Below are 21,103 nucleotides of genomic sequence, written 5' to 3'. Positions count from 1 at the left end.
CGCACTCCCCCTTACGAACCCTGCGGCTGACGCGCGCTGTTGGTGTCCAGACGCGGGCCCTTGGACAGGAACTCCGACCAGGTGATCGGGACGAGGGTGGGGGTGACCTTCCCGTAGCCGAGCCGGATCTGCGCCTGGCTGGGCTCGGGGCGGCCGTCCTGCTGCTTCTCCTGGTCGCCCGTGCCGATGCTGGAGCGGCCCTTGTCACTGTCGCCGTTCGCCTGCACCGCGTACCGCAGTCCGGTGTCGGTCACCAGGAAGAGCGACCCGTCGGGCTTGGTCTGCTTGCCTTGGACCTGGGTGAACAGCAGGCCAGTGCCGGGGGTGACATAGGTGCTGGTGCCGCCCGCGGTGATTTCCGCGGGGTACTGGGAACCCGCCCAGGTCGACAGCGTCGTACGGCCCTTGTCGTCGACCTTGCGCAGCACGCTGCACACGGTGTCGCGGTCGCCGCCGGCGTCGTTGACCTGATCGGTCTTCTGCGTGGGCCAGCGGTTCTCGGCGCCGAAGAAGGTGTCCTCGGGGGCGAACGAGGCCGCGTCCACGTCGACCGCCTCGCCGCGCATGTCGAGCTTGTCGGTCTGCGGGGAGTTGATGAGCAGCCAGGCGGTGAAGTCGGAGACCGGCTGGACCTTGCCCTGCAGAACGACGTAGTGCTGCGGCCCGGAGCCGGTCTGGGCCTTGAGAACCATACCGACCCTGTCCTGCTCCGGCGTCAGACCGCCGCCGACGCCCGCCGGCGCCTTGACCGGGCCAGGAATGACGGGGAAGTCGACGGGGCTGCCGGTGTGCAGGGTCGCCAGCCAGTCGCCGGTGACCGACTGCGGCTCCTTGCTGCCGACGAGCGCGCGGGTGAGGAACGGAGCGTCGGTCTGGGTGCCGCGCACCAGGTACTTGGTGCCGCCCGCGTCGACCAGGTAGCGCAGCCCGTCCTGGCCCTTGACGTACAGCGCTTGGCCGCCGCTGAGGCGCTTCTTGCCCTCGGTGCGGCTCAGATCGCGCTCGCCGAGCACGAAGGTCGCCTTCTGCACGGTGTTGCCCTTGCCGCCGCCGGGCTGCTCACAGACCGCCCAGCGCTTGGACTTGCCGGCCTCCTTGTCGCTGGGCAGCCGGTCGGGTGCGTACGGAATACCGAGGATCGGCCCGCGCGGGGGCTTGCCCGCGTCCAGGATGTCGTCGCTGACCTGAATCACCTTGAACTGCTGGGGATCGAGCAGCAGTCGGGCGGAGGCGAGGTTCAGCACAGGGTGCAGCAGGATCTTCTTGTTCTTCCCCTTGCCGGTGGACAGCACCACATAGCGGGTGGTGGAGTCCTTGCCGATGATCACCTTGGTGCCGGGCGCCGCCCAGTCCTTGGGGGCCTTGGGCTTGAACATGCCGAAGGCGCCGAAGCCCGCCAGGATCAGCGCCCCGACGATCAGGCTGGGGATGACGGCGCGCATCGGACGCGGCGCCCCCTCCTCCGTACCGGTCGTCGAGGGTTGCAGGAATGCCGCCACCGTGCGCTTCTTCGCAAAGGTGTATGCGTTGAGCTCATCCCGCCGTGATGCCATGAGTCCCCATTGATAAAGAAGGCACTGTCTCCCCGCGGGGGCCTTGTGGTGAGCACGGTCCCCGGGCCCTGCTTGTCGGACCGGCCCCCTACTATGCCTGTTGATCGATGGTGCTTGTGGGGCGGGTAGGGTGATCCAGCCGCCAAAGGCCTTGCCACGCAGGGCCGGACAGGGGTGATCGGGATGAATTGGGGCCTAATGAACCGGGGGGTGTCGGAATAATGGCTTCCGCGACGCGGGTACGGCCGGCCGCCCACGGGCAGGCCTCCGCGCGGACCGCAGGGCCGTCCCAGGGACCGGCCGCGCCCCGACTCAAAGCACGACCCGGGCACTTCGGTTCGTTCCGACTGCAACAGTTCGTACTGATCGAGATCGCCGCCGCGCTGCTCCTTGTCGCCTGGGTGATCGATCCCCTGTTGCTGGTCCCCGCGGTTGTGGTGGCCGCGGTGCTGGTACTGCTCGCGCTGCTGCGCAGACACCGGCGCTCCCTGCCCGAATGGCTCGCCACGGTCTTCGCGCTGCGCGCGCGGCGGCGCAGGGCCGCGTCCCTGGTCCTGCCGCGCGATACGGAACCGGGCCTTGCGCCCGCCGTCGAGTGCGACCCCGCTCTGCGGACGTACACCTACAGCGACCGCGACCGCCGCCCGGTCGGCATGATCGGCGACGGGACCTTCCTGACGGCGCTGCTGCAGGTCGAGTCGGACGCGACGGCCCTGCGTCCCGAGCGCACGGCGAGGCCGCTGCCGATGGCTCTCGTACGGGACGTGCTCGACGTCGACGGCATCCGCCTGGAGTCTGCGCAGATCGTCCAGCACACCCAGCCCGCCCCCGCCCCGCATCTGCCGCAGCAGTCGGTGGCCGCGCGCAACTACGCGCCGCTGCAGGCCCAGACCGGCTCACCCGCGATACGGATCACCTGGATAGCGCTCAAGCTCGACCCGGAGCTCTGCCCCGAGGCGGTGGCGGCGCGCGGCGGCGGTCTCGAAGGCGCGCAGAAGTGTCTGGTGCGCACGGCCGACCAGTTGGCGAGCCGGCTCACCGGCGCCGGGTTCCGGGCGACGGTGCTGACCGAGCAGGAGCTGACGGCGGCCATCGCCACCTCCTCCTGCGCCAGCCCCATGGCCATCGCCCAGGCCGGCCGGGCGGAGGCGCCCGCCCGGCGCACCCAGGAGACCTCGCGCACTTGGCGCGTCGACGACCGCCGCCACACCACGTACTGGGTGGGCCGCTGGCCCCAACTCGGCGGCGGCGGGGCCCCGATGCCGCAGCTCGTCGCGCTGCTCACCTCGATTCCCGCGCTGGCCACCACCTTCAGTCTCACGCTGGGCCACGGCGACCGGCAGGGCGTGTCCGTGACAGGTCATGTCCGCATCACCGGGCGCAGCGACGAGGAACTGGTCGCGGCCCGTCATGAACTGGAGCGCGCCGCCCGCGGGGTCAAGACCGGTCTGGTACGGCTCGACCGCGAGCAGCTGCCCGGGATGCTCGCCACACTGCCGCTCGGGGGAGCCCGCTGATGCCTTCGTCTGCTGCCAAGCCGCGTCTCGGCTTCGGACTGATCGGACCGCGCCGCGACCGGCACGCGCTGTCGCTGGACCAACTGGCCGCGCTCGCGCTGCCGGTCGGCGACGACGGCGTGGTCATCGGGGTCGACGCGGAGGGCAAGCCCGCCGTGCTCGGCATCAACCGCCCCACTCCGTACGACGTGACGCTCATCGGCGGTCTGTGGACCGCGCAGGTGCTCGCGCTGCGCGCGGCCGCGACCGGCGCCCGGGTCACCGTGGAGACGGGCCGGGCACCCGCCTGGACGACGCTCGCCCAGGCGGCGGGCGGCGGAACGCAGGTCATCTCGCTGCACGATGTGGGCCGGGTGCCGCCGCAGGGTGCGTCGGCCGGCAGCCCGGTGGTCGTCGTCCGTGACTGCGGCATGCGGCCGCCGCGCGGCCGGGTGGTCTCGGGTCCCTGGCAGTCTGTGGTGACGCTGCTGCCGTATCTGAGCCCGGTGGCGCCGCGGCTGATGGAGAAGTCGGGTCTGGTCGGTGTTCAGCGTGTCTCGCCCGACGAGGCCGCGCAGATCGGGCGCATCATGCATCTCCCGCGGCCCGAGACGGAGGCGCTGTCCACCCTCGCGGACGGCGTCACACTCTGGTGTACGGCGCGGGACCGGCAGTTCGTCATGACCCAGGCCACGGACGCCGAGACCGGATTGTTGGGCAGCGCCCGCCGGATGGACTGAGCGGCCGTAAGTCCGTACGCAGTTGTGCCGTTTTGACCCACCGGCTCCCTTACGCTGCGCCGCACTCAGGTCACTTGGGGGCACGGCGTGACGCACAGGACAGCGGTCGAGGGGCGGTCTGCCCTGCCGGACCACCGTTGTTGGCGATTAGGGTGGTACAGGGCGCGGCAGCGGAAACCCGCGGGCATGGTGGCCGCGTCCCCAGGGGGAGAGCCGGACCGATCGGACGACTGAGGTCGCCCCCCACACCCACAACGGCACAAGGGTGCTCGACCACACCAGGAGGCAAAGTGAACGGCGATCGGAACGAGATCCGCGGGGGATGGGACATTCCCGCCGACGAGTCCGACGCGGATCCCGCCGAGCTGACGGGTGAGTTCACCATCGACTACACCCCGCCGGCCTGGTACACGCAGAACGCGTCGGGCGACACCTCGGGCGGGGGCGCGGGTCAGACACCTCCTCCGCCGCCGCCGAACGGGGCGCCGGTGGCTGTACCGGGGCTGCCTGCGGGGAGCGGGTTCGAGCCGAACTGGGCGCCGACGCCGCCTCCGGCGCAGGCTCCGGCACCCGCTCCTGCGCCTGCGCCCGCGCCCGCTCCGGGTCCGGGTCCGGTTCAGACGCCTGTACCCGCTCCTGCGCCTGCACCCGCTCCGGGTCCGGCGCCTGCACCCGCGCCCGCTCCGAACCCGGCTCCCGCGCCTGCTCCGGTTCAGACGCCTCCGGCAGCGCCCGTTGCGGCACCTGCGCCCGCTCCGGCCCCGGTGGCCGAGGCCGCTCCGCAGCCCTTCGGGGGCGGCGATGTGGAGAGCGGGGCGACCATGCGGTTCTCCCCGGCCGCGCTGAAGCGCGAGATGGAGGAGCGCGCGGCGGCGAAGGAGACCGAGGAGCCCGGCGCCCCTTCGGCCCCCGACAACCCGTCGGAGACAGCCCCGCAGAGCGCCGCGGACGATACTGCCGACGCCGGGACGGACGATGCGCCCGAGGCCGCGGCCGAGGGCCCCGCGGAGACCGCTGACACCGCCGAGGAGACGCCCGACGCGGAGGGTGCCGGGGACATCGAGGTCCACGACTCCGCGGCGCAGGACGCCCCCGAGGCGCGGGACTCCGAAGCCCGCGACAGCGACGACGCCGAAGCCCGTGCGGAGAACGCCCCGCAGGGCCCGGAAGAGGCAACGGCCGAGGAGCCGGCCGACTCCGTGCCCCAGGACACTCCGCCCCAGGACGCTGCCCCGCAGGACGCCGTTCCGGCCGCGGCCGAGGCGCCCCAGGACGCTGCGCCCGCGCCCGTGTCGGCTCAGCCCTGGTCTGCCGCGCCCGCCGCGCAGGGTGCCGGGCTGCCGCCGCTGCCGCCTGCCTTCCAGCCGGCCGCCCCGTCGTCCGCGCCGCAGTGGCCCGTGTCCCCGCAGACGGCGGAACAGTCCGCCCCGCCGCAGCCTCAGCAGCCGGTGCAGGGTGGTTACGGTTTCCCGCAGCCGGGTCAGCCCGCACCCGCCGCGCCGCTGCCGCCCGCCGTACCCGGCCCCAACGCCCAGGCCCCTCAGGCCGGTTACGGATTCCCGCAGCCCGGACAGCCGGTGCAGCAGCCGCCCGCGCCGCAGCCTCAGCAGCCCGTGCAGGGCGGCTACGGATTCCCCCAGCCGGGTCAGCAGGTGCAGCAGCCCCTCGCACCGCAGCCTCAGCAACCCGTGCAGGGCGGCTACGGATTCCCCCAGCCCGGTGCGAACGCGCCCGTACCGCTGCCGCCGCAGGCCCCGCAGACGCCCAATCTGCCCGCGCCCGCCACGCCCGAACTGCCCGCCCAGCAGGCTCACCCCCAGGCCCAGCCGCAGCCCCAGGCCCAGCCCCCGGCCGGTCCCGCCGACCCGCGGGCCGGTACCGGCTGGCCCACGCCGGTCACGCACGACCAGCGCGAGCGTTCCGTGCCGGGCGCCCCGCTCGGGTACACCGCGGCCGTCGAGCTCTCCTCGGACCGCCTCCTGCGCAACAACAAGCAGAAGGCCAAGAGCAGCCGCAACCCCTCCTCCGCCGCCCGCTTCAAGCTCGGCGGCAAGAAGGAGGAGGCCGAGCGGCAGCGCAAGCTCGACCTCATCCGTACGCCGGTCCTGTCCTGCTACCGGATCGCGGTCATCAGCCTCAAGGGCGGCGTCGGCAAGACCACGACGACGACCGCGCTCGGCTCGACCCTGGCCACCGAGCGGCAGGACAAGATCCTGGCGATCGACGCCAACCCGGACGCCGGCACGCTCGGCCGCCGGGTGCGCCGCGAGACCGGGGCCACCATCCGCGACCTCGTCCAGGCGATCCCGTACCTCAACTCGTACATGGACATCCGCCGGTTCACCTCGCAGGCGCCCTCCGGACTGGAGATCATCGCCAACGACGTGGACCCGGCGGTCTCCACGACGTTCAACGACGAGGACTACCGGCGCGCGATCGACGTGCTGGGCAAGCAGTACCCGATCATCCTCACCGACTCCGGCACCGGTCTGCTCTACAGCGCGATGCGCGGAGTGCTCGACCTGGCCGACCAGTTGATCATCATCTCCACTCCGTCCGTGGACGGCGCGTCCAGCGCGTCGACGACGCTCGACTGGCTGTCCGCGCACGGGTACGCGGAGCTGGTGCAGCGCTCCATCACGGTCATCTCCGGAGTCCGTGAGACCGGCAAGATGATCAAGGTCGACGACATCGTGCAGCACTTCCAGACGCGCTGCCGCGGAGTGGTCGTGGTGCCGTTCGACGAGCACCTGGCGGCCGGCGCCGAGGTGGACCTCGACATGATGCGCCCGAAGACCCGGGAGGCGTACTTCAACCTCTCCGCGCTGATCGCCGAGGACTTCGTACGCGCCCAGCAGCAGCAGGGGCTGTGGACGGCGGACGGCAACCCGCCGCCGCACCTGGCCCCGCCGATGCCGGGTCAGCAGCAGGTGCCGGGACAGCCGCAGGTACCGGGACAGCCGATGCCCGGTCAGCCGTACGCCCCCCAGCACCCGCAGCAGCCCTACCCCGGCCAGCCGCAGGGTCAGCCGCAGCCGCCGTACGGAGGCCAGCAGCCGCCCCAGCAGCCCTACCCGCCGCAGGGCTGGCAGCAGTCGCTGCCCTCCCAGGCCCAGTCCCCGGCGACTCCGGCCGGACCGCAGCCCGGACAGTACGGCCAACCGGGTCAACCCGCTCCCCCCGCGATCCCCGGCCAGCAGGGCCAGCCGGGTGGTCCGGGACAGCCCGATCTGCAAGGGCCCGTACCGCCCGCCGGATGGCCCCAGCAGGGGCCTCCGCAGGCGCCGCCAGCCCCTCAGCAGTAGGGCGGCAGAGGACTGAACCAATGAGGGCCCGCACCGTCTCCACGGTGCGGGCCCTCATCGCATTCCCGCAGCCCACAAGGGGTTTGACGGCCCGTTGACGGGGCTCGACCACCGCTGATAGACCTTCGCCTCACCAGCCGGCGAACCGGTCTCCGAGCGAGTGATGACGCGAGGTCGTCCCATGGTCACAAAGGTTCCATCACGCATCCGACGTCTTCTGGCCACCGGCGCCACGGGCGCATTGGGCGCATTGGTCGTGGCCGGTACGGCAGCCCCCTCGGCACAGGCCGCCGGCGACGGCGGCAAGAAGGTCCTCACCGTCGCGGTCTCACAGAGCGTGGACTCCCTCAGCCCGTTTCTGGCCTCGAAGCTGGTCTCCACCAGCATCCACCGGCTGGCGTACGAGTACCTGACCAACTACGACGTCAAGGACGCCCACACGGTCCCGGGCCTCGCCACCGAATGGAAGTCGTCGCCGGACAAGCTGACCTGGACGTACACCATCCGGAGGAACTCCACGTGGTCCGACGGCAAGCAGGCCACCGCCGAGGACGCCGCCTGGACCTTCAACAAGATGATGACGGACGAGAACGCCGCGACCGCCAACGGCAGCTTCACATCCAACTTCAAGAAGGTCTCGGCCCCCGATCCGGGGACCCTGGTCATCGAGCTGAAGAAGCCTCAGGCCACCATGACGGCGCTCGATGTGCCCATCGTGCCCAAGCACATCTGGGAGAAGGTCGGCGACTTCTCGAAGTTCAACAACGACAAGAAGTTCCCGATCGTCGGCAACGGCCCCTTCGTCATCACCGGCTTCAAGGTCGACCAGTACGTCAGGCTCAAGCCGAACAAGGACTTCTGGCGCGGCGCACCGAAGTTCGACGAGCTGGTGTTCAAGTACTACAAGGACGGCGACGCGGCCGTCGCGGCACTGCGGAAGGGCGAGGTCTCCTTCGTCCAGGGCCTCACCCCGGCCCAGGCCGCCTCTCTCGGATCCGCCCCGGACATCAAGGTCAATGACGCTCCCGGCCGGCGCTTCCTGGCACTGGCCACCAACCCCGGCGCCCGGTCGAAGGACGGCAAGGCGTTCGGCAACGGCAGTCCCGCGCTGCTCGATCCCCCCGTACGCAAGGCGCTCTTCTACTCCGTCGACCGCAAGACGATCGTCGACAAGGTCTACCAGGGCCACGCCGTGGCGGGTGAGGGCTATATCCCGCCGCGCTTCGCGGACTACTTCTGGAAGCCGTCCGACAGCCAGAAGATCGACTACGACCCGGCCAGGGCGGCCGCACTCCTCGACGGCGCCGGCTACCGGAAGAACAGCGCCGGCAAGCGCCTCGGCAAGGACGGCAAACCGCTCAGCTTCCGCATCCTCTGCCATGCCACCGAGCCGAACGACAAGGCGATCGGCAAGTATCTGCAGGAGTGGTGGGGCACACTCGGCATCGGGCTCAAGGTCGACTGTCTGGACAATGTCTCCGACCCGTGGGCAGCGGGCGAGTACGACCTCGCGTTCGACGGCTACTCCGTCAACCCGGACCCGGACTATGTCCTGTCCATCCACACCTGCCCGGCGCTGCCTGCTACCCCGAAGGACACCGGTCAGACGGACAACTTCATCTGCGACAAACAGCTCGACGCGCTGTACGCCAAGCAGATCGTCGAATACGACGCGGCCAAGCGGGTGGACCTCGTCAAGCAGATGGAGTCGCGGCTGTACGACACCGGGTACATGAATGTCATGGCGTATCCGAACGCGGTCGAGGCGTACCGCACCGACCAGATCAAGGCCATCAAGACGATGCCGGAGGCCGCGGGCAACATCTACGGCCAGGACGGCTACTGGAGCTGGTGGTCCGCGGAACCCGCCGACGGGGGCGGTTCCGACGGCGGCTCGTCCACGGGCGTCATCATCGGTGCCGGCGCGGCGGTCGTGGTCGCCGCCGGGCTCGGGGTCTTCTTCGCGCTGCGCCGCCGTGCCACCGCGGAAGACCGTGAGTAGTCGATGACCGCCACCAGCACGGCGCGCACCACCACTGTGGCGCGGGCCCCCGAGGCCCGCGCCACGAGCGGCACTGCGCGCGCCTATCTCCTCTATATGGCGGACAAGCTGGGCGGGGCGGCGATCTCGCTGCTCGCCGTGCTCGTCACCAGCTTCTTCCTCTTCCGGATCATCCCCGGCGATCCGGTGCGCACGATGACACACGGCCGCCAGGTGTCCGCCGAACAACTCGCCGCACTGCGCCGCCAGTTCGGCCTCGATCTGCCCCTGTGGCAGCAGTTCACGAACTACTGCGGCAAGGCGCTGACCGGCGATCTCGGTACCTCGTACCAGTTCCACGCACCCGTCGGGGAGCTGATCGCCGAGAAGCTGCCCGCGACACTGCTGCTGACCGGCGTCGCCGTGGTGATCTACTCGGCGATCGGGCTCTGGCTCGGCACCCGCTCGGCGTGGCGGCACGGCGGCCTCGGCGACAAGCTCAACACAGGCGTGGCGCTGACCCTCTGGTCGGTGCCGTCCTTCTGGCTCGGTCTGCTGTTGATCATCACCTTCTCGGTGGGCACCGGGCCGCTCCCCGGCCTCTTCCCCACCGGCGGCATGGAGTCGGGTCACGAGACCGGTTTCGCGTACGTCGTCGATGTCGCCCATCACCTGGTGCTGCCGGTCCTCACCCTGGTCGCCGTCGGATACGCGCAGACGCTGCTTGTCATGCGCTCCTCGCTCCTCGACGAGATGGGCAGCGACTATCTGACGACGGCACGGGCCAAGGGGCTGCGGGACGACGCGGTACGCCGCCGGCATGCCGTGCCCAATGCGCTGCTGCCCACCGTCACCATGGTCTTCATCAACCTCGGCCATGTGGCGGCCGGTTCGATCCTGGTCGAGACGGTCTTCTCCTGGCCAGGACTCGGCGGGCTGTTCTACCAGGCCCTGAGCGTGCCCGATCTGCCGCTCGTCCAGGGTCTTTTCGTGGTCTTCGCCGGCGCGATGATCGTGATGAACCTCCTCGCCGACCTGCTCTATCCGCTGCTCGATCCCCGGGTGGGCCGATGACCAGCGCACTCGTGTGGACCCGCCGGCGCGACTCCGTGGCCCGCTTCTGGCGCTCGTACCGCAGGCACCGCGCCGGCTTCCTCGGTCTGGGCGCGCTCGCACTCATCGCCCTGATCGCGCTGGCCGCGCCGCTGCTCGTCGGCAGCGATGTGCAGAGCGTGACGAACGCACCGGGTACCGCGCTCGAGTCGCCGAGCCGTGAATTCCCCCTCGGCACCGACCAGTTCGGGCGCTCGCTGCTCGGGCTGCTGGTGTGGGGCGCGCGGATCTCGCTCACCGTCGGGCTGCTCGCGGCCGCCCTGTCGGTGGCCATCGGCACCCTGGTCGGCATCGTCGCCGGGCACTACGGCGGCTGGTTCTCGACCGTCCTGATGCGGATCACGGACTGGTTCCTGGTGATGCCGACGCTGGTGCTGGCGATCGCCCTGGCGACCGTGATGTCGCGGAGCGTCTGGACGGTGATCCTGGCGATCGGCGTCACCAGCTGGCCGACCACCGCGCGACTGGTGCGGGCGCAGACGATCGCGGTCGAGTCGCGTCCGTACATCGAGCGCGCGCGGGCACTCGGCGGCGGTCACCGCCACATCATGTCCCGCCATGTGCTGCCCAATGTGATGCCGCTGGTGCTCGCGCAGACGACCCTCGGCATCTCCACGGCGATCCTGACGGAGGCGACGCTCGCGTTCCTCGGCCTCGGCGATCCGGCGGTCGTGTCCTGGGGCGGCATGCTCCAGGACGCGCGGGAGGCGGGCGCGGTGTCGTCGGGCCACTGGTGGTACCTGGCGCCGCCGGGCATCGCCATCGCGGTGGTGGCGCTCGCGTTCACGCTGTGCGGGCGGGCGATCGAGGCTGCGCTCAACCCGAAGCTGGGGGTGGCGCGTTGAGCTTGCTCGAAGTCAAGAACCTGCGGGTCACGTACGGTTCCGGAGCGCGGGCGGTACCGGCCGTACGCGGCGTCGACCTGAGGGTGACCGCCGGGCAGAAGCTGGGCATCGCGGGCGAGTCGGGCTGCGGCAAGTCGACGCTGGCCCTGGCGCTGCTCCGGCTGCTGCCCGCCACAGCGCGCCTGAGCGGCGAGATCCTCATCGACGGGGAGGACGTCCTCACCATGAAATGGGGGCGGCTGAGGGCCGTGCGGTGGGCGGGGGCGTCGATCGTCTTCCAGGGCGCGATGCACTCGCTCAACGCGGTGCACCGGATCGGCGACCAGATCGCCGAGCCGATCCTGCTGCACCAGAAGACCACCCCGGCGGTCGCGCGGCAACGCGCCCGCGAGCTGCTGGAACAGGTGGGGCTGCCGGTCGCCCGCGCGGACGCCTATCCCCATGAGCTGTCCGGCGGGCAACGGCAGCGCGTGATGATCGCGATGGCGCTGGCGTGCGATCCGCGGCTGATCGTCGCCGACGAGCCGACGACCGCGCTGGATGTGATGATCCAGGCGCAGATCCTGCGGCTGATCGAGCAGCTGGTCGCCGTGCAGGACATCAGCCTGCTGATGATCAGCCACGATCTGACGGTGCTCGCCGAGACCTGTGACCGTCTGGCGGTGATGTACGCGGGCCGGATCGTCGAGGAAGGCCCGGCGCGGACGGTGTACGGGGCGGCGGAGCATCCGTACGGGCGGGCCCTGTCCGCGACCTTCCCCCGCATCGGCGACACCGCGTCCCGCCGCGCACCCCGCGGCCTGCCGGGCGACCCGCCCGACCCGTCGGCGCTGCCGAGCGGCTGTACGTTCCACCCGCGCTGCCCGGTTGCGCTGGCCGCGTGCGCGGAGGAGGACCAGGCGCTGGTAACGGCGGGTGAGGGGCACCTGGCGGCTTGTGTGCGGGTGGGCGCGGGGACGGAGGGGCTGCGGTGAGTGGTTCCCGCTGTGTCACCCGACTCCCGTGTCCCACAGCCCGGTTCAGGAGCCGCCCATGACCACCACTCCCCTGCTCTCTGCCACCGGTCTGCACGTCAGCTTCCCCGGGCGGCGCGGCGGCCCGGTCGCCCGGGCCGTCGACGGGGTCGATCTCGACATCGGCGCGGGCGAGATCGTCGCCCTGGTCGGCGAGTCCGGCTGCGGCAAGACGACGCTGGCTCGCTCGCTGCTCGGCCTGGTGCCGCCCACGTCCGGCGCGGTGACCTTCGGCGGCGCGCCGCTCTCGTACACGCCCCGCGCGCTGAAGAGCTACCGCAAGCGGGTGCAGCTGGTGCTCCAGGATCCGAGCGGCTCGCTCAACCCGCGGCACACGGTGTACGACGCGGTGGCCGAGGGCCTGCGGATCCACGGGCACGCCGGGGACGAGCGCGGGGCGGTCGCCGCGGCGCTGTCGCGCGCCGGGCTGCGGCCGCCCGAACGCTTCTTCCTGCGCTATCCGCACGAGCTGTCCGGCGGCCAGCGCCAGCGCGTCGTCATCGCGGGCGCGCTGGTCCTGGAGCCCGAACTGATCGTCGCGGACGAGCCGGTGGCCTCACTGGACGCCTCCGTACGCGGCGAGATCCTCGCGCTGCTGCTCCGGCTGCGGGACGAACTGGGCCTGTCCGCGCTGGTGGTGACCCACGACCTGGGGCTCGCGTGGAACATCGCGGACCGGGTGGCGGTGATGTACCTGGGCCGGATCGTGGAGGCGGGCACCGTGGAGGAGGTCCTGACGTCGCCCCGACACCCGTACACCCGGGCGCTGTTGTCCGTGCTCCCGGAGTCCGGCCTCCCGCCGGTGGTCCTGACGGGCGAACCCCCGGACCCGTCCCGCATCCCCGGCGGCTGCCGCTTCCACGCGCGCTGCCAGGTGCTGGCGTCGGGCGAGGCGGAGAGGGCGGGGGTGGCGGAGAGGTGCCGGACGGGGGAGCTGGCGGTGCTGGGGGATACGGGGGTGGCGTGCCACTGGGCGTGAGGGGGCTCCCCCACCCCGCGGCCCCGGGCGGCAACCGACACGGACCCGGGCGCGCCCGAAACCCGCACCCCGCACCCCCGCCAGGGGCCCGCCCCGAGAGGAACCTACGCCGCGCCCGTCAGCTCACGGCACTTCTTGACGTCCGCCGCAATCGCATCCAGCAGCGCCTCGATCGACTCGAACTTCTCCTGTCCCCGCACATACGCCAGGAAGTCCACGGCCACATGCAGGCCGTACAGATCCAGCCCCACCCGGTCGATCGCATACGCCTCGACGGTGCGCTCCGTGCCGTCGAACTGCGGATTGGTTCCCACCGAGATCGCCGCGGGCATCCTCTCGCCGTTCGCCGTCAGCCAGCCCGCGTACACCCCGTCCGCCGGGATCGCCGTGTGCGGCAGCGTCTCCACGTTCGCCGTCGGGTAGCCCAGCTCGCGGCCGCGCTGCGCGCCCCGGACAACTACGCCCTCGACGCGGTGCGGACGGCCCAGGATCTCGTTCGCGCCCTCGACGTCGCCGGCGGCGATCAGCCGGCGGGCCAGGGTGGAGGAGAACGGCTCGCCGCCCCCCGCCGCGCCGCTCACGTACAGGTCGACGACCTCGACCTCGTAGTCGTACGTCTCGCCCAGCTCGGTGAGGAACGCGACATTCCCCGCGGCCTTGTGACCGAAGCGGAAATTCGGGCCCTCGATGACCGCGCGCGCGTGCAGCTTGTCGACGAGGACCTTGACGATGAAGTCGGCGGGCGACAGCTTCGAGAACTCGGTCGTGAACGGAAGGATGAGCACCGCGTCCACGCCCAGCTCCGCCATCAGCTCGGCGCGCCGGTGGTGCGGTGCGAGCAGCGGCGGGTGGCTGCCGGGGCGCACGACCTCGCTCGGGTGCGGGTCGAAGGTGACGACGACCGAGGGGATGCCGAGCTCGCGGGCCCGCTCCACCGCACGGCCGATGATCAGCTGGTGACCACGGTGGACCCCGTCGTAGGAGCCGATGGTGACGACGCTGCGCCCCCAGTCCTGGGGGATGTCCTCCAAGCCACGCCAGCGCTGCACTGTGACCGCTCCTCGCCCGAACCTGTGTACGTGATTGCCGATTACGCAGGTCTAAGACTGCCATGCCCGCGGCTGTCGGTTCGCATCGGCATCGGGCTGCCCACCTTCTCGACCGTCCGGCGCGCGCTGGGACCGACGACCGCGGCCCACTCGTGGGGCGCCCGGGCCAGCCACCCGGTGACGAGTGCGGCGAACCCGGGCACCTCGCGGGCGAGCTCGACAAGGCGCCGGTCGAAGCGGGTCGCGCCCTCGGGCGTACGGACAAGAAGCAGGCCTGTGCGGTGCATCAGATCGTTGCCAGGTCACCGCGTTCCATGATCTCGACGGTAGGACGGCGGTGATCACCAGGTGAACAACGTGTGGCGAAAGCGCCCCCAAGTGCACCCGTGATTCACTCCGAGCGCCTGCCCGGTGGGGTGAATAAGGGGGCCGCGATGGATAGACCCTGTGGGGAGGGGGATCGTGGAACGGGCAGGCGAGCCTGCCCGTTCCACGGTGGGGTCGATCGGCGAGCGCTCAGCCGAAGACGGCGAGGCTCTTGGCCTTGCCCTTGTGCTCCTCCACCAGAGCCAGGAACCGGCCGTCGGGCCCGAAGGCCGCCACGGGCGCGGTGTCGTACGGCGGCATGTCCAGCCGTACGCCGTTGATGAGTAGCCGCGCGCGCTTCTCGTCCACGTCCCAGCGCGGGAAGGCGGCGGCCGCCGCCTCCGCGATCGGCATCACGGTGAGCTCCTTCTGGAGCTGCTCCAGCGTCTTCGCCGCGTCCAGGCCATAAGGACCGACGCGGGTGCGGCGCAGTGCCGTGAGATGCCCGCCGACGCCGAAATGGGCGCCGAGGTCACGGGCCAGGGCGCGGATGTACGTACCGGAGGAGCAGACCACCGCTACGACCAGGTCAACGACGTGCGTGCCGTCCTCGGCCACGCCCTCGCGGACGTCGTACACCGTGAACTGCGAGACGGTGACCGGGCGGGCCGGGATGTCGAATTCCTCGCCGCCGCGCACGCGCGCGTACGACCGCTTGCCGTCGATCTTGATGGCGCTGACCTTGGACGGCACCTGCATGATGTCGCCGGTCAGCGTGGCCACGCCCGCGTCGATCGCGTCCCGGGAGATCCCGGAGGCGTTCGCCGACGAGGTGATCTCGCCCTCGGCGTCGTCCGTGACCGTGTTCTGCCCCAGCCGGATGGTGCCGAGGTACTCCTTCTCGGTCAGCGCGAGGTGCCCGAGGAGCTTGGTGGCCTTCTCGACGCCGAGCACGAGCACACCGGTGGCCATGGGGTCGAGCGTCCCCGCATGCCCGACGCGGCGGGTCCTGGCGATCCCGCGCATCTTGGCGACGACGTCGTGCGAAGTGAAGCCGGACGGCTTGTCGACGATGACAAGGCCGTCCGGCGTTTTTGCCGTGCTGCTCATTCCGAGGCTTCGTCCTCGTCCTCGGGCCTGCGGTACGGGTCGGCCTCGCCGGCGTACGCGGCACCCGAGGACGCCTCGCGCACCTTGGCGTCGGAGGCACGCGCCTTGTCGAGGAGGTCCTCGATCGTCTTGGCGTTCTCCGGGAGCGCGTCCGCCACAAAGGTGAGGGTCGGCGTGAACTTCGTCCCCGCCGCCGCTCCGACCGCCGAACGCAGTACGCCCTTGGCGCTCTGCAGCCCGGCCGCCGCGCTCGCCCGGTCCTCGTCGTCGCCGTAGACCGTGTAGAAGACCGTGGCCTCCCGCAGGTCACCGGTGACGCGAGTGTCCGTGATGGTCACGTGCGTGCCCAGGCGCGGGTCCTTGATGCCGCGCTGCAGCTTCTCGGCGACCACCTCCCGGATGAGGTCCGCCAGCTTCTTCGCCCGCGCGTTGTCGGCCACTGGTCCGTCTCCTTCTTTGCCTTGCTCAAGCTTCAGTCTTCGTCGCCGTGGAGTCTGCGTCTCACCGAGAGCAGTTCCACCTCGGGCCGGGCGGCGACCAGGCGCTCGCACCGGTTGAGTACGTCTGTCAGGTGCCCTGTGTCCCCGGAGACCACCGCCAGGCCGATCTCGGCCCTGCGATGGAGGTCCTGGTCGCCGACTTCCGCCACGCTCACCGCGTATTTGCGCTGGAGCTCGGCGACTATCGGCCGGACGATGGAGCGTTTCTCCTTCAACGACCGGACGTCGCCGAGGAGCAGATCGAAGGACAGCGTCCCCACATACATGTATGTCCGGATGTCCCGCCGGTTCGGGGTCAGTGGCCCCGCCGACCACTTGGCAGGGACACAAGAACCGTACACGCAACGGCCGGGGCCGATCGACGGATATACGTCCGTCGACCGGCCCCGACCTGACAGGTGGCTCTGGGGGTCTCCCCCCAGAAAACCCGGCCTGATCAGCCGCGCGGCTTCTCGCGCATCTCGTACGTCGCAATGACGTCGTCGACCTTGATGTCGTTGAAGTTTCCGAGGTTGATACCGCCCTCGAAGCCTTCGCGGATCTCGGTGACGTCGTCCTTGAAGCGGCGCAGACCCTCGATGTTGAGGCTCTCCGCGATGACCTTGCCGTCGCGGATGAGCCGGGCCTTGGTGTTGCGCTTGACCTCGCCGGAGCGGATGAGAACACCCGCGATGTTGCCCAGCTTGGACGAGCGGAAGACCTCGCGGATCTCCGCCGTGCCGAGCTCGACCTCTTCGTACTCCGGCTTGAGCATGCCCTTGAGGGCCGCCTCGATCTCCTCGATGGCCTGGTAGATCACCGAGTAGTACCGGACGTCGACGCCCTCGCGCTCCGCCATCTGCGCGGCACGGCCGGCCGCACGGACGTTGAAGCCGATGACGATGGCGTCGGAGCCCATCGCCAGGTCGATGTCGGACTCGGTGACCGCACCCACACCACGGTGGAGAACGCGGATCTCGACCTCTTCGCCAACGTCGAGCTGAAGCAGCGAGGACTCGAGAGCCTCCACCGAACCGGACGCGTCGCCCTTGATGATGATGTTGAGATCCTGCACAAGACCGGCCTTGAGCACCTTGTCGAGGTCCTCGAGGGACACCCGGCGGGTGCGCTTGGCGAAGGCGGCGTTGCGCTCACGCGCGGCGCGCTTCTCGGCGATCTGACGGGCCGTACGGTCCTCGTCGACGACCAGGAAGTTGTCGCCGGCGCCGGGGACGTTGGTGAGACCCAGGACCAGGACGGGGGTCGACGGACCCGCTTCCTCGACGTTGTTGCCGTTGTCGTCGAGCATCGCCCGGACACGGCCGTACGCGTCACCGGCGACCATCGTGTCGCCGACGCGCAGCGTTCCGCGCTGGACGAGCACGGTGGCGACGGCACCGCGGCCGCGGTCGAGGTGGGCCTCGATCGCAATACCCTGTGCGTCCATCTCGGCGTTCGCCCGAAGGTCGAGCGAAGCGTCCGCGGTCAGGACCACGGCCTCCAGCAGGCTGTCGATGTGCAGACCCTGCTTGGCGGAGATGTCGACGAACATGGTGTCGCCGCCGTACTCCTCGGCCACCAGACCGAACTCGGTCAGCTGACCGCGCACCTTGGTCGGGTCCGCGCCCTCGACGTCGATCTTGTTGACCGCGACCACGATCGGCACGTTGGCCGCCTTGGCGTGGTTCAGCGCCTCGATCGTCTGGGGCATCACACCGTCGTTCGCCGCCACCACGAGAATCGCGATGTCGGTGGACTTGGCACCACGGGCACGCATGGCGGTGAACGCCTCGTGACCCGGGGTGTCGATGAAGGTGATCTTGCGGTCTTCACCGTTGACCTCGGTACCGACCTGGTACGCACCGATGTGCTGCGTGATGCCGCCGGCCTCGCCCGCGATGACGTTCGTCTTGCGGATGGCGTCGAGCAGTCGGGTCTTACCGTGGTCGACGTGACCCATGACGGTCACGACCGGCGGACGGGAGACGAGCATTTCCTCGCCGCCCTCGTCCTCGCCGAACTCGATGTCGAAGGACTCGAGAAGCTCGCGGTCCTCCTCCTCCGGGCTGACGATCTGAACCGTGTAGTTCATCTCGTCGGCCAGCAGCTGCAGCGTCTCGTCGGAGACCGACTGCGTGGCCGTGACCATCTCGCCGAGGTTCATCATCACGGCGACGAGCGACGCCGGGTTGGCGTTGATCTTCTCCGCGAAGTCGGTGAGGGACGCACCGCGCGACAGGCGAACAGTCTCGCCGTTGCCGCGAGGCAGCATCACACCGCCGACCGACGGGGCCTGCATGGCCTCGTACTCCTGGCGCCTCTGCCGCTTCGACTTACGGCCACGACGCGCCGGGCCGCCGGGACGACCGAAGGCGCCCTGCGTGCCACCACGGCCGCCGGGACCACCCGGACGTCCGCCGAAGCCGGGACGGCCACCGCCGCCACCGAAGCCGCCGCCACCACCGGGGCCACCGCCACCGGGACGACCGGCGAAACCGCCGCCGCCACCGGGACGACCGCCACCGGGACCCGCGGGACGACCGGCGAAGCCGCCGCCACCGCCGGGACGACCGCCACCGGCGCCGCCGGGACGACCGCCGCCGCCACCGGGGCCACGGCCACCGCCGCCACCGGGACCGCCACCAGGACGGGGGCTGGCAGCGGGACGCTGCGGCATCATGCCCGGGTTCGGGCGGTTACCCGCGGGGCCGCCACCAGGACGGGGAGCCTGCGGACGCGGCATGCCGCCGGGGCTCGGACGGGCGCCGCCCTGACCCTGCGGACGGGGAGCGCCACCGGGACCACCCTGCGGACGCGGGGCGCCGGGAGCGGCACCGCCGTGGCCACCGGGCCGGGGCGCGCCACCCGGACGGGGCGCCTGCGGGCGCGCCATACCGGTAGAGCCACCCGAGGTGAAGGGGTTGTTGCCCGGACGGGGACCGGCCGGACGACCGCCGGGGCGCGGGGCGCCCTGACCGGCGGGACGCGCCGGACGCTCGCCGCCACGGCCACCGTCACGGCCGCCGTCACGCTGACCGCCGGCCGGAGCCGGACGGGCGGGACGCGGGCCGGGAGTGGCACCCGCGGGGCGCGGGGCCTGCGGCGCGCTGGGCTGTGCCGGAGCCGGAGCCGAGAACTCGGCCGCGGGCACCGGAGCCGCCGGAGCGGGCTTGGCCGGTGCGGGCTTGGGACCCGGACGCGGGCCGGCGGAAGCCGGGGCCACGGACGGGGTGCTGGGGGTGCTGCTCGCCGGAGCCTCGGCTGCGGCCGGCTTGGGGGCCGGGGCGCCGGGCTTGGGGGCAGCGGGACGGGCCGACGTCGCCGGTGAGGGCGCGGCAGGCTTGGCGGGCGCGGCCTTGCGAGGCGCGCCGGGCTTGGCAGCGGACTTGCCGGCGGAGCCGGGTCCCTGCAAAGCATCAGTCAACTTACGTACAACCGGCGCCTCGATCGTCGAGGACGCCGAACGGACGAATTCACCGAGTTCTTGGAGCTTGGCCATGACGACCTTGCTCTCCACGCCGAACTCCTTGGCGAGTTCGTATACCCGGACCTTAGCCACTTCGCTCCTTTTAGGTCCGGGTTACCGCCGGACCGTCGCTACTTCATGGGCGTACTCATCGCGTACTCATCGAGTGCTCATCGCAATCTCGACCTACTTCCAACTCGCGAGGTACCTGACCGCACGGGGTTCCGTGCCGTACTTCTTCTTACAGTGCTGCCTGTTCGACATACCGGCGTACATCCGCGGTATCGAGCGGCCCCTTGACCCTGAAGGCCCTCGGGAACGCCCGGCGGCGGACTGCCATATCGAGACAGACCAAGGCGGGGTGCACATACGCACCCCGGCCGGGCAGCGTACCGCGATCATCGGGGACGCATACGTCCCCGCTCACCACGATGCGCAGCAGATCGCTCTTGGCCGCTCGCTCCCGGCATCCCACACAGGTTCGCTCAGGGCATACGCGGGTCTGCGTCCGGCCAGACACGTTCAGTCTACCTCCCCGTACCGACCTCACCCCTTTGGGGCAAAAATCGAACGGCTGTTGTCTCGATCTAGGTGAGGCCTGTGCGCTCCCGGTGCGAGCCCGCCAGTCACTACAACGGGTTCCCGCCCGGTCACATTCCTTAGCTTTGGTCGGACTCCTGCTCGGCGCTCTGCTCCGTGTCCGGGCGAATGTCGATGCGCCAGCCGGTGAGGCGGGCGGCCAGCCGGGCGTTCTGCCCCTCCTTGCCGATCGCCAGTGACAGCTGGTAGTCGGGGACGGTCACACGGGCGGAGCGGGCGCCGAGGTCGACGACCTCCACCTTGCTGACGCGGGCCGGCGAGAGGGCGTTGGCCACCATCTCGGCCGGGTCGTCCGACCAGTCCACGATGTCGATCTTCTCGCCGTGCAGCTCGGCCATGACATTGCGCACACGGCCGCCCATCGGGCCGATGCAGGCGCCCTTGGCGTTGAGGCCCGAGCGGGTCGAGCGGACGGCGATCTTGGTGCGGTGACCGGCCTCGCGGGCGATCGCCGCGATCTCGACGCTGCCGTCCGCGATCTCCGGGACCTCCAGCGCGAACAGCTTTTTCACCAGATTGGGGTGGGTGCGGGACAGGGTGACCGACGGCCCGCGCACGCCCTTGGCCACGCGTACGACATACGTACGAAGGCGCTGGCCGTGCGTGTACTCCTCGCCAGGCACCTGCTCCTGCACCGGCAGGATCGCCTCGAGTTTGTCGTCCAGCTTGACCAGGACGTTCTTGGGGTCCTTGCCCTGCTGGACCATGCCTGCGACGACATCGCCCTCACGGCGGGCGTACTCGCCGAAGGTGACGTCGTTCTCGGCGTCACGCAACCGCTGCTGGATGACCTGACGGGCGGTGGTGGCGGCGATCCGGCCGAAGTCGGAGGGGGTGTCGTCGAACTCCTTCGGCTCCTGACCCTCCTCGAGGTCGGCCGCGTCCTCCTTGGCCCACACGGTCACATGGCCGGTGTCCCGGCTGAGCACCACACGGGCGTGGCGGCGGCTGCCCTCGGTGCGGTGGTACGCGATGAGGAGGGCCGACTCGATCGCCTCGACCAGCAGGTCGAAGGGGATCTCCTTCTCTTGTGCCAAGCCCTTCAGGAGCTTTACGTCGATGTCCACG

The 21,103-nt window shown here is 70.8% G+C and carries 16 protein-coding genes and 1 pseudogene; 8 read left to right on the top strand and 9 right to left on the bottom strand.

Going from position 1 to position 21,103, the window contains the following annotated elements; all coding sequences use genetic code 11:
• Nucleotides 1-11: 11 nt before the first annotated feature.
• Nucleotides 12-1,553 carry a type VII secretion protein EccB gene (gene eccB, locus ACQEVG_RS28350; RefSeq protein ID WP_432988894.1) on the bottom strand — a complete coding sequence of 514 codons (1,542 nt, stop codon included), beginning with the start codon at nucleotides 1,551-1,553 and terminating at the stop codon, nucleotides 12-14.
• 221 nt (nucleotides 1,554-1,774) lie between these two features.
• Between eccB and eccE the strand changes: the two genes are divergently transcribed.
• The 8 genes from eccE (at nucleotide 1,775) to ACQEVG_RS28310 (ending at nucleotide 13,025) form a co-directional block, all read left to right on the top strand.
• Nucleotides 1,775-3,070, top strand: coding sequence for a type VII secretion protein EccE (gene eccE, locus ACQEVG_RS28345; RefSeq protein WP_432988892.1), 1,296 nt, complete (start codon nucleotides 1,775-1,777; stop codon nucleotides 3,068-3,070).
• Complete coding sequence (locus ACQEVG_RS28340; RefSeq protein ID WP_432988890.1) at nucleotides 3,070-3,789, top strand: hypothetical protein; 720 nt, start codon at nucleotides 3,070-3,072, stop codon at nucleotides 3,787-3,789. The genes eccE and ACQEVG_RS28340 overlap by 1 nt, the downstream gene beginning before the upstream one ends.
• Before the next feature lie 290 nt (nucleotides 3,790-4,079).
• On the top strand, nucleotides 4,080-7,094 hold the full coding sequence (locus tag ACQEVG_RS28335; protein WP_432988887.1) for an SCO5717 family growth-regulating ATPase: 3,015 nt from the start codon (nucleotides 4,080-4,082) through the stop codon (nucleotides 7,092-7,094).
• A 181-nt stretch (nucleotides 7,095-7,275) separates the two neighbouring features.
• Entirely contained in the window at nucleotides 7,276-9,096 is a 1,821-nt protein-coding gene (locus tag ACQEVG_RS28330; RefSeq protein ID WP_432988885.1) for an ABC transporter substrate-binding protein, read from the top strand.
• Nucleotides 9,097-9,099: 3 nt separating this feature from the next.
• Entirely contained in the window at nucleotides 9,100-10,149 is a 1,050-nt protein-coding gene (locus ACQEVG_RS28325; protein ID WP_432988881.1) for an ABC transporter permease, read from the top strand.
• The gene (locus tag ACQEVG_RS28320) at nucleotides 10,146-11,033 is read left to right on the top strand and encodes an ABC transporter permease (protein WP_432988878.1); all 888 of its coding nucleotides are present in this window, start codon (nucleotides 10,146-10,148) and stop codon (nucleotides 11,031-11,033) included. Before ACQEVG_RS28325 ends, ACQEVG_RS28320 begins: the two co-directional genes overlap by 4 nt.
• Nucleotides 11,030-12,007, top strand: a complete 978-nt coding sequence (locus ACQEVG_RS28315) for an ABC transporter ATP-binding protein (RefSeq protein ID WP_432988876.1) — start codon at nucleotides 11,030-11,032, stop codon at nucleotides 12,005-12,007. Before ACQEVG_RS28320 ends, ACQEVG_RS28315 begins: the two co-directional genes overlap by 4 nt.
• A gap of 58 nt (nucleotides 12,008-12,065) precedes the next feature.
• Nucleotides 12,066-13,025, top strand: a complete 960-nt coding sequence (locus ACQEVG_RS28310) for an ABC transporter ATP-binding protein (RefSeq protein WP_432988874.1) — start codon at nucleotides 12,066-12,068, stop codon at nucleotides 13,023-13,025.
• A 104-nt stretch (nucleotides 13,026-13,129) separates the two neighbouring features.
• Here the strand turns inward: ACQEVG_RS28310 and ACQEVG_RS28305 are convergent, their stop codons facing one another.
• The 8 genes and pseudogenes from ACQEVG_RS28305 to nusA all read right to left on the bottom strand — a co-directional run bounded on the left by ACQEVG_RS28305 (nucleotide 13,130) and on the right by nusA (nucleotide 21,102).
• On the bottom strand, nucleotides 13,130-14,074 hold the full coding sequence (locus ACQEVG_RS28305; protein WP_432988869.1) for a bifunctional riboflavin kinase/FAD synthetase: 945 nt from the start codon (nucleotides 14,072-14,074) through the stop codon (nucleotides 13,130-13,132).
• Nucleotides 14,075-14,115: 41 nt separating this feature from the next.
• Nucleotides 14,116-14,364: pseudogene (locus tag ACQEVG_RS28300) on the bottom strand (hypothetical protein); the annotation flags it as partial.
• Nucleotides 14,365-14,590: 226 nt separating this feature from the next.
• Nucleotides 14,591-15,490, bottom strand: a complete 900-nt coding sequence (gene truB, locus ACQEVG_RS28295) for a tRNA pseudouridine(55) synthase TruB (protein WP_432988867.1) — start codon at nucleotides 15,488-15,490, stop codon at nucleotides 14,591-14,593.
• Nucleotides 15,487-15,930 carry a 30S ribosome-binding factor RbfA gene (gene rbfA, locus ACQEVG_RS28290; RefSeq protein WP_432988865.1) on the bottom strand — a complete coding sequence of 148 codons (444 nt, stop codon included), beginning with the start codon at nucleotides 15,928-15,930 and terminating at the stop codon, nucleotides 15,487-15,489. Before rbfA ends, truB begins: the two co-directional genes overlap by 4 nt.
• A gap of 32 nt (nucleotides 15,931-15,962) precedes the next feature.
• The gene (locus ACQEVG_RS28285) at nucleotides 15,963-16,256 is read right to left on the bottom strand and encodes a DUF503 domain-containing protein (RefSeq protein WP_432988863.1); all 294 of its coding nucleotides are present in this window, start codon (nucleotides 16,254-16,256) and stop codon (nucleotides 15,963-15,965) included.
• 170 nt (nucleotides 16,257-16,426) lie between these two features.
• On the bottom strand, nucleotides 16,427-19,528 hold the full coding sequence (gene infB / locus ACQEVG_RS28280) for a translation initiation factor IF-2 (RefSeq protein ID WP_432988861.1): 3,102 nt from the start codon (nucleotides 19,526-19,528) through the stop codon (nucleotides 16,427-16,429).
• A 148-nt stretch (nucleotides 19,529-19,676) separates the two neighbouring features.
• Nucleotides 19,677-19,955, bottom strand: a complete 279-nt coding sequence (locus ACQEVG_RS28275) for a YlxR family protein (RefSeq protein WP_432988859.1) — start codon at nucleotides 19,953-19,955, stop codon at nucleotides 19,677-19,679.
• A gap of 139 nt (nucleotides 19,956-20,094) precedes the next feature.
• Nucleotides 20,095-21,102 (bottom strand): transcription termination factor NusA, encoded by a 1,008-nt coding sequence (nusA, locus tag ACQEVG_RS28270; protein WP_432988857.1) that lies wholly within the window; start codon nucleotides 21,100-21,102, stop codon nucleotides 20,095-20,097.
• Nucleotide 21,103: the final 1 nt, after the last annotated feature.

Source organism: Streptomyces sp. CA-135486, assembly GCF_050936555.1.
Classification (GTDB): domain Bacteria; phylum Actinomycetota; class Actinomycetes; order Streptomycetales; family Streptomycetaceae; genus Streptomyces.
This window is presented reverse-complemented; position numbering and strand designations above follow the sequence as displayed.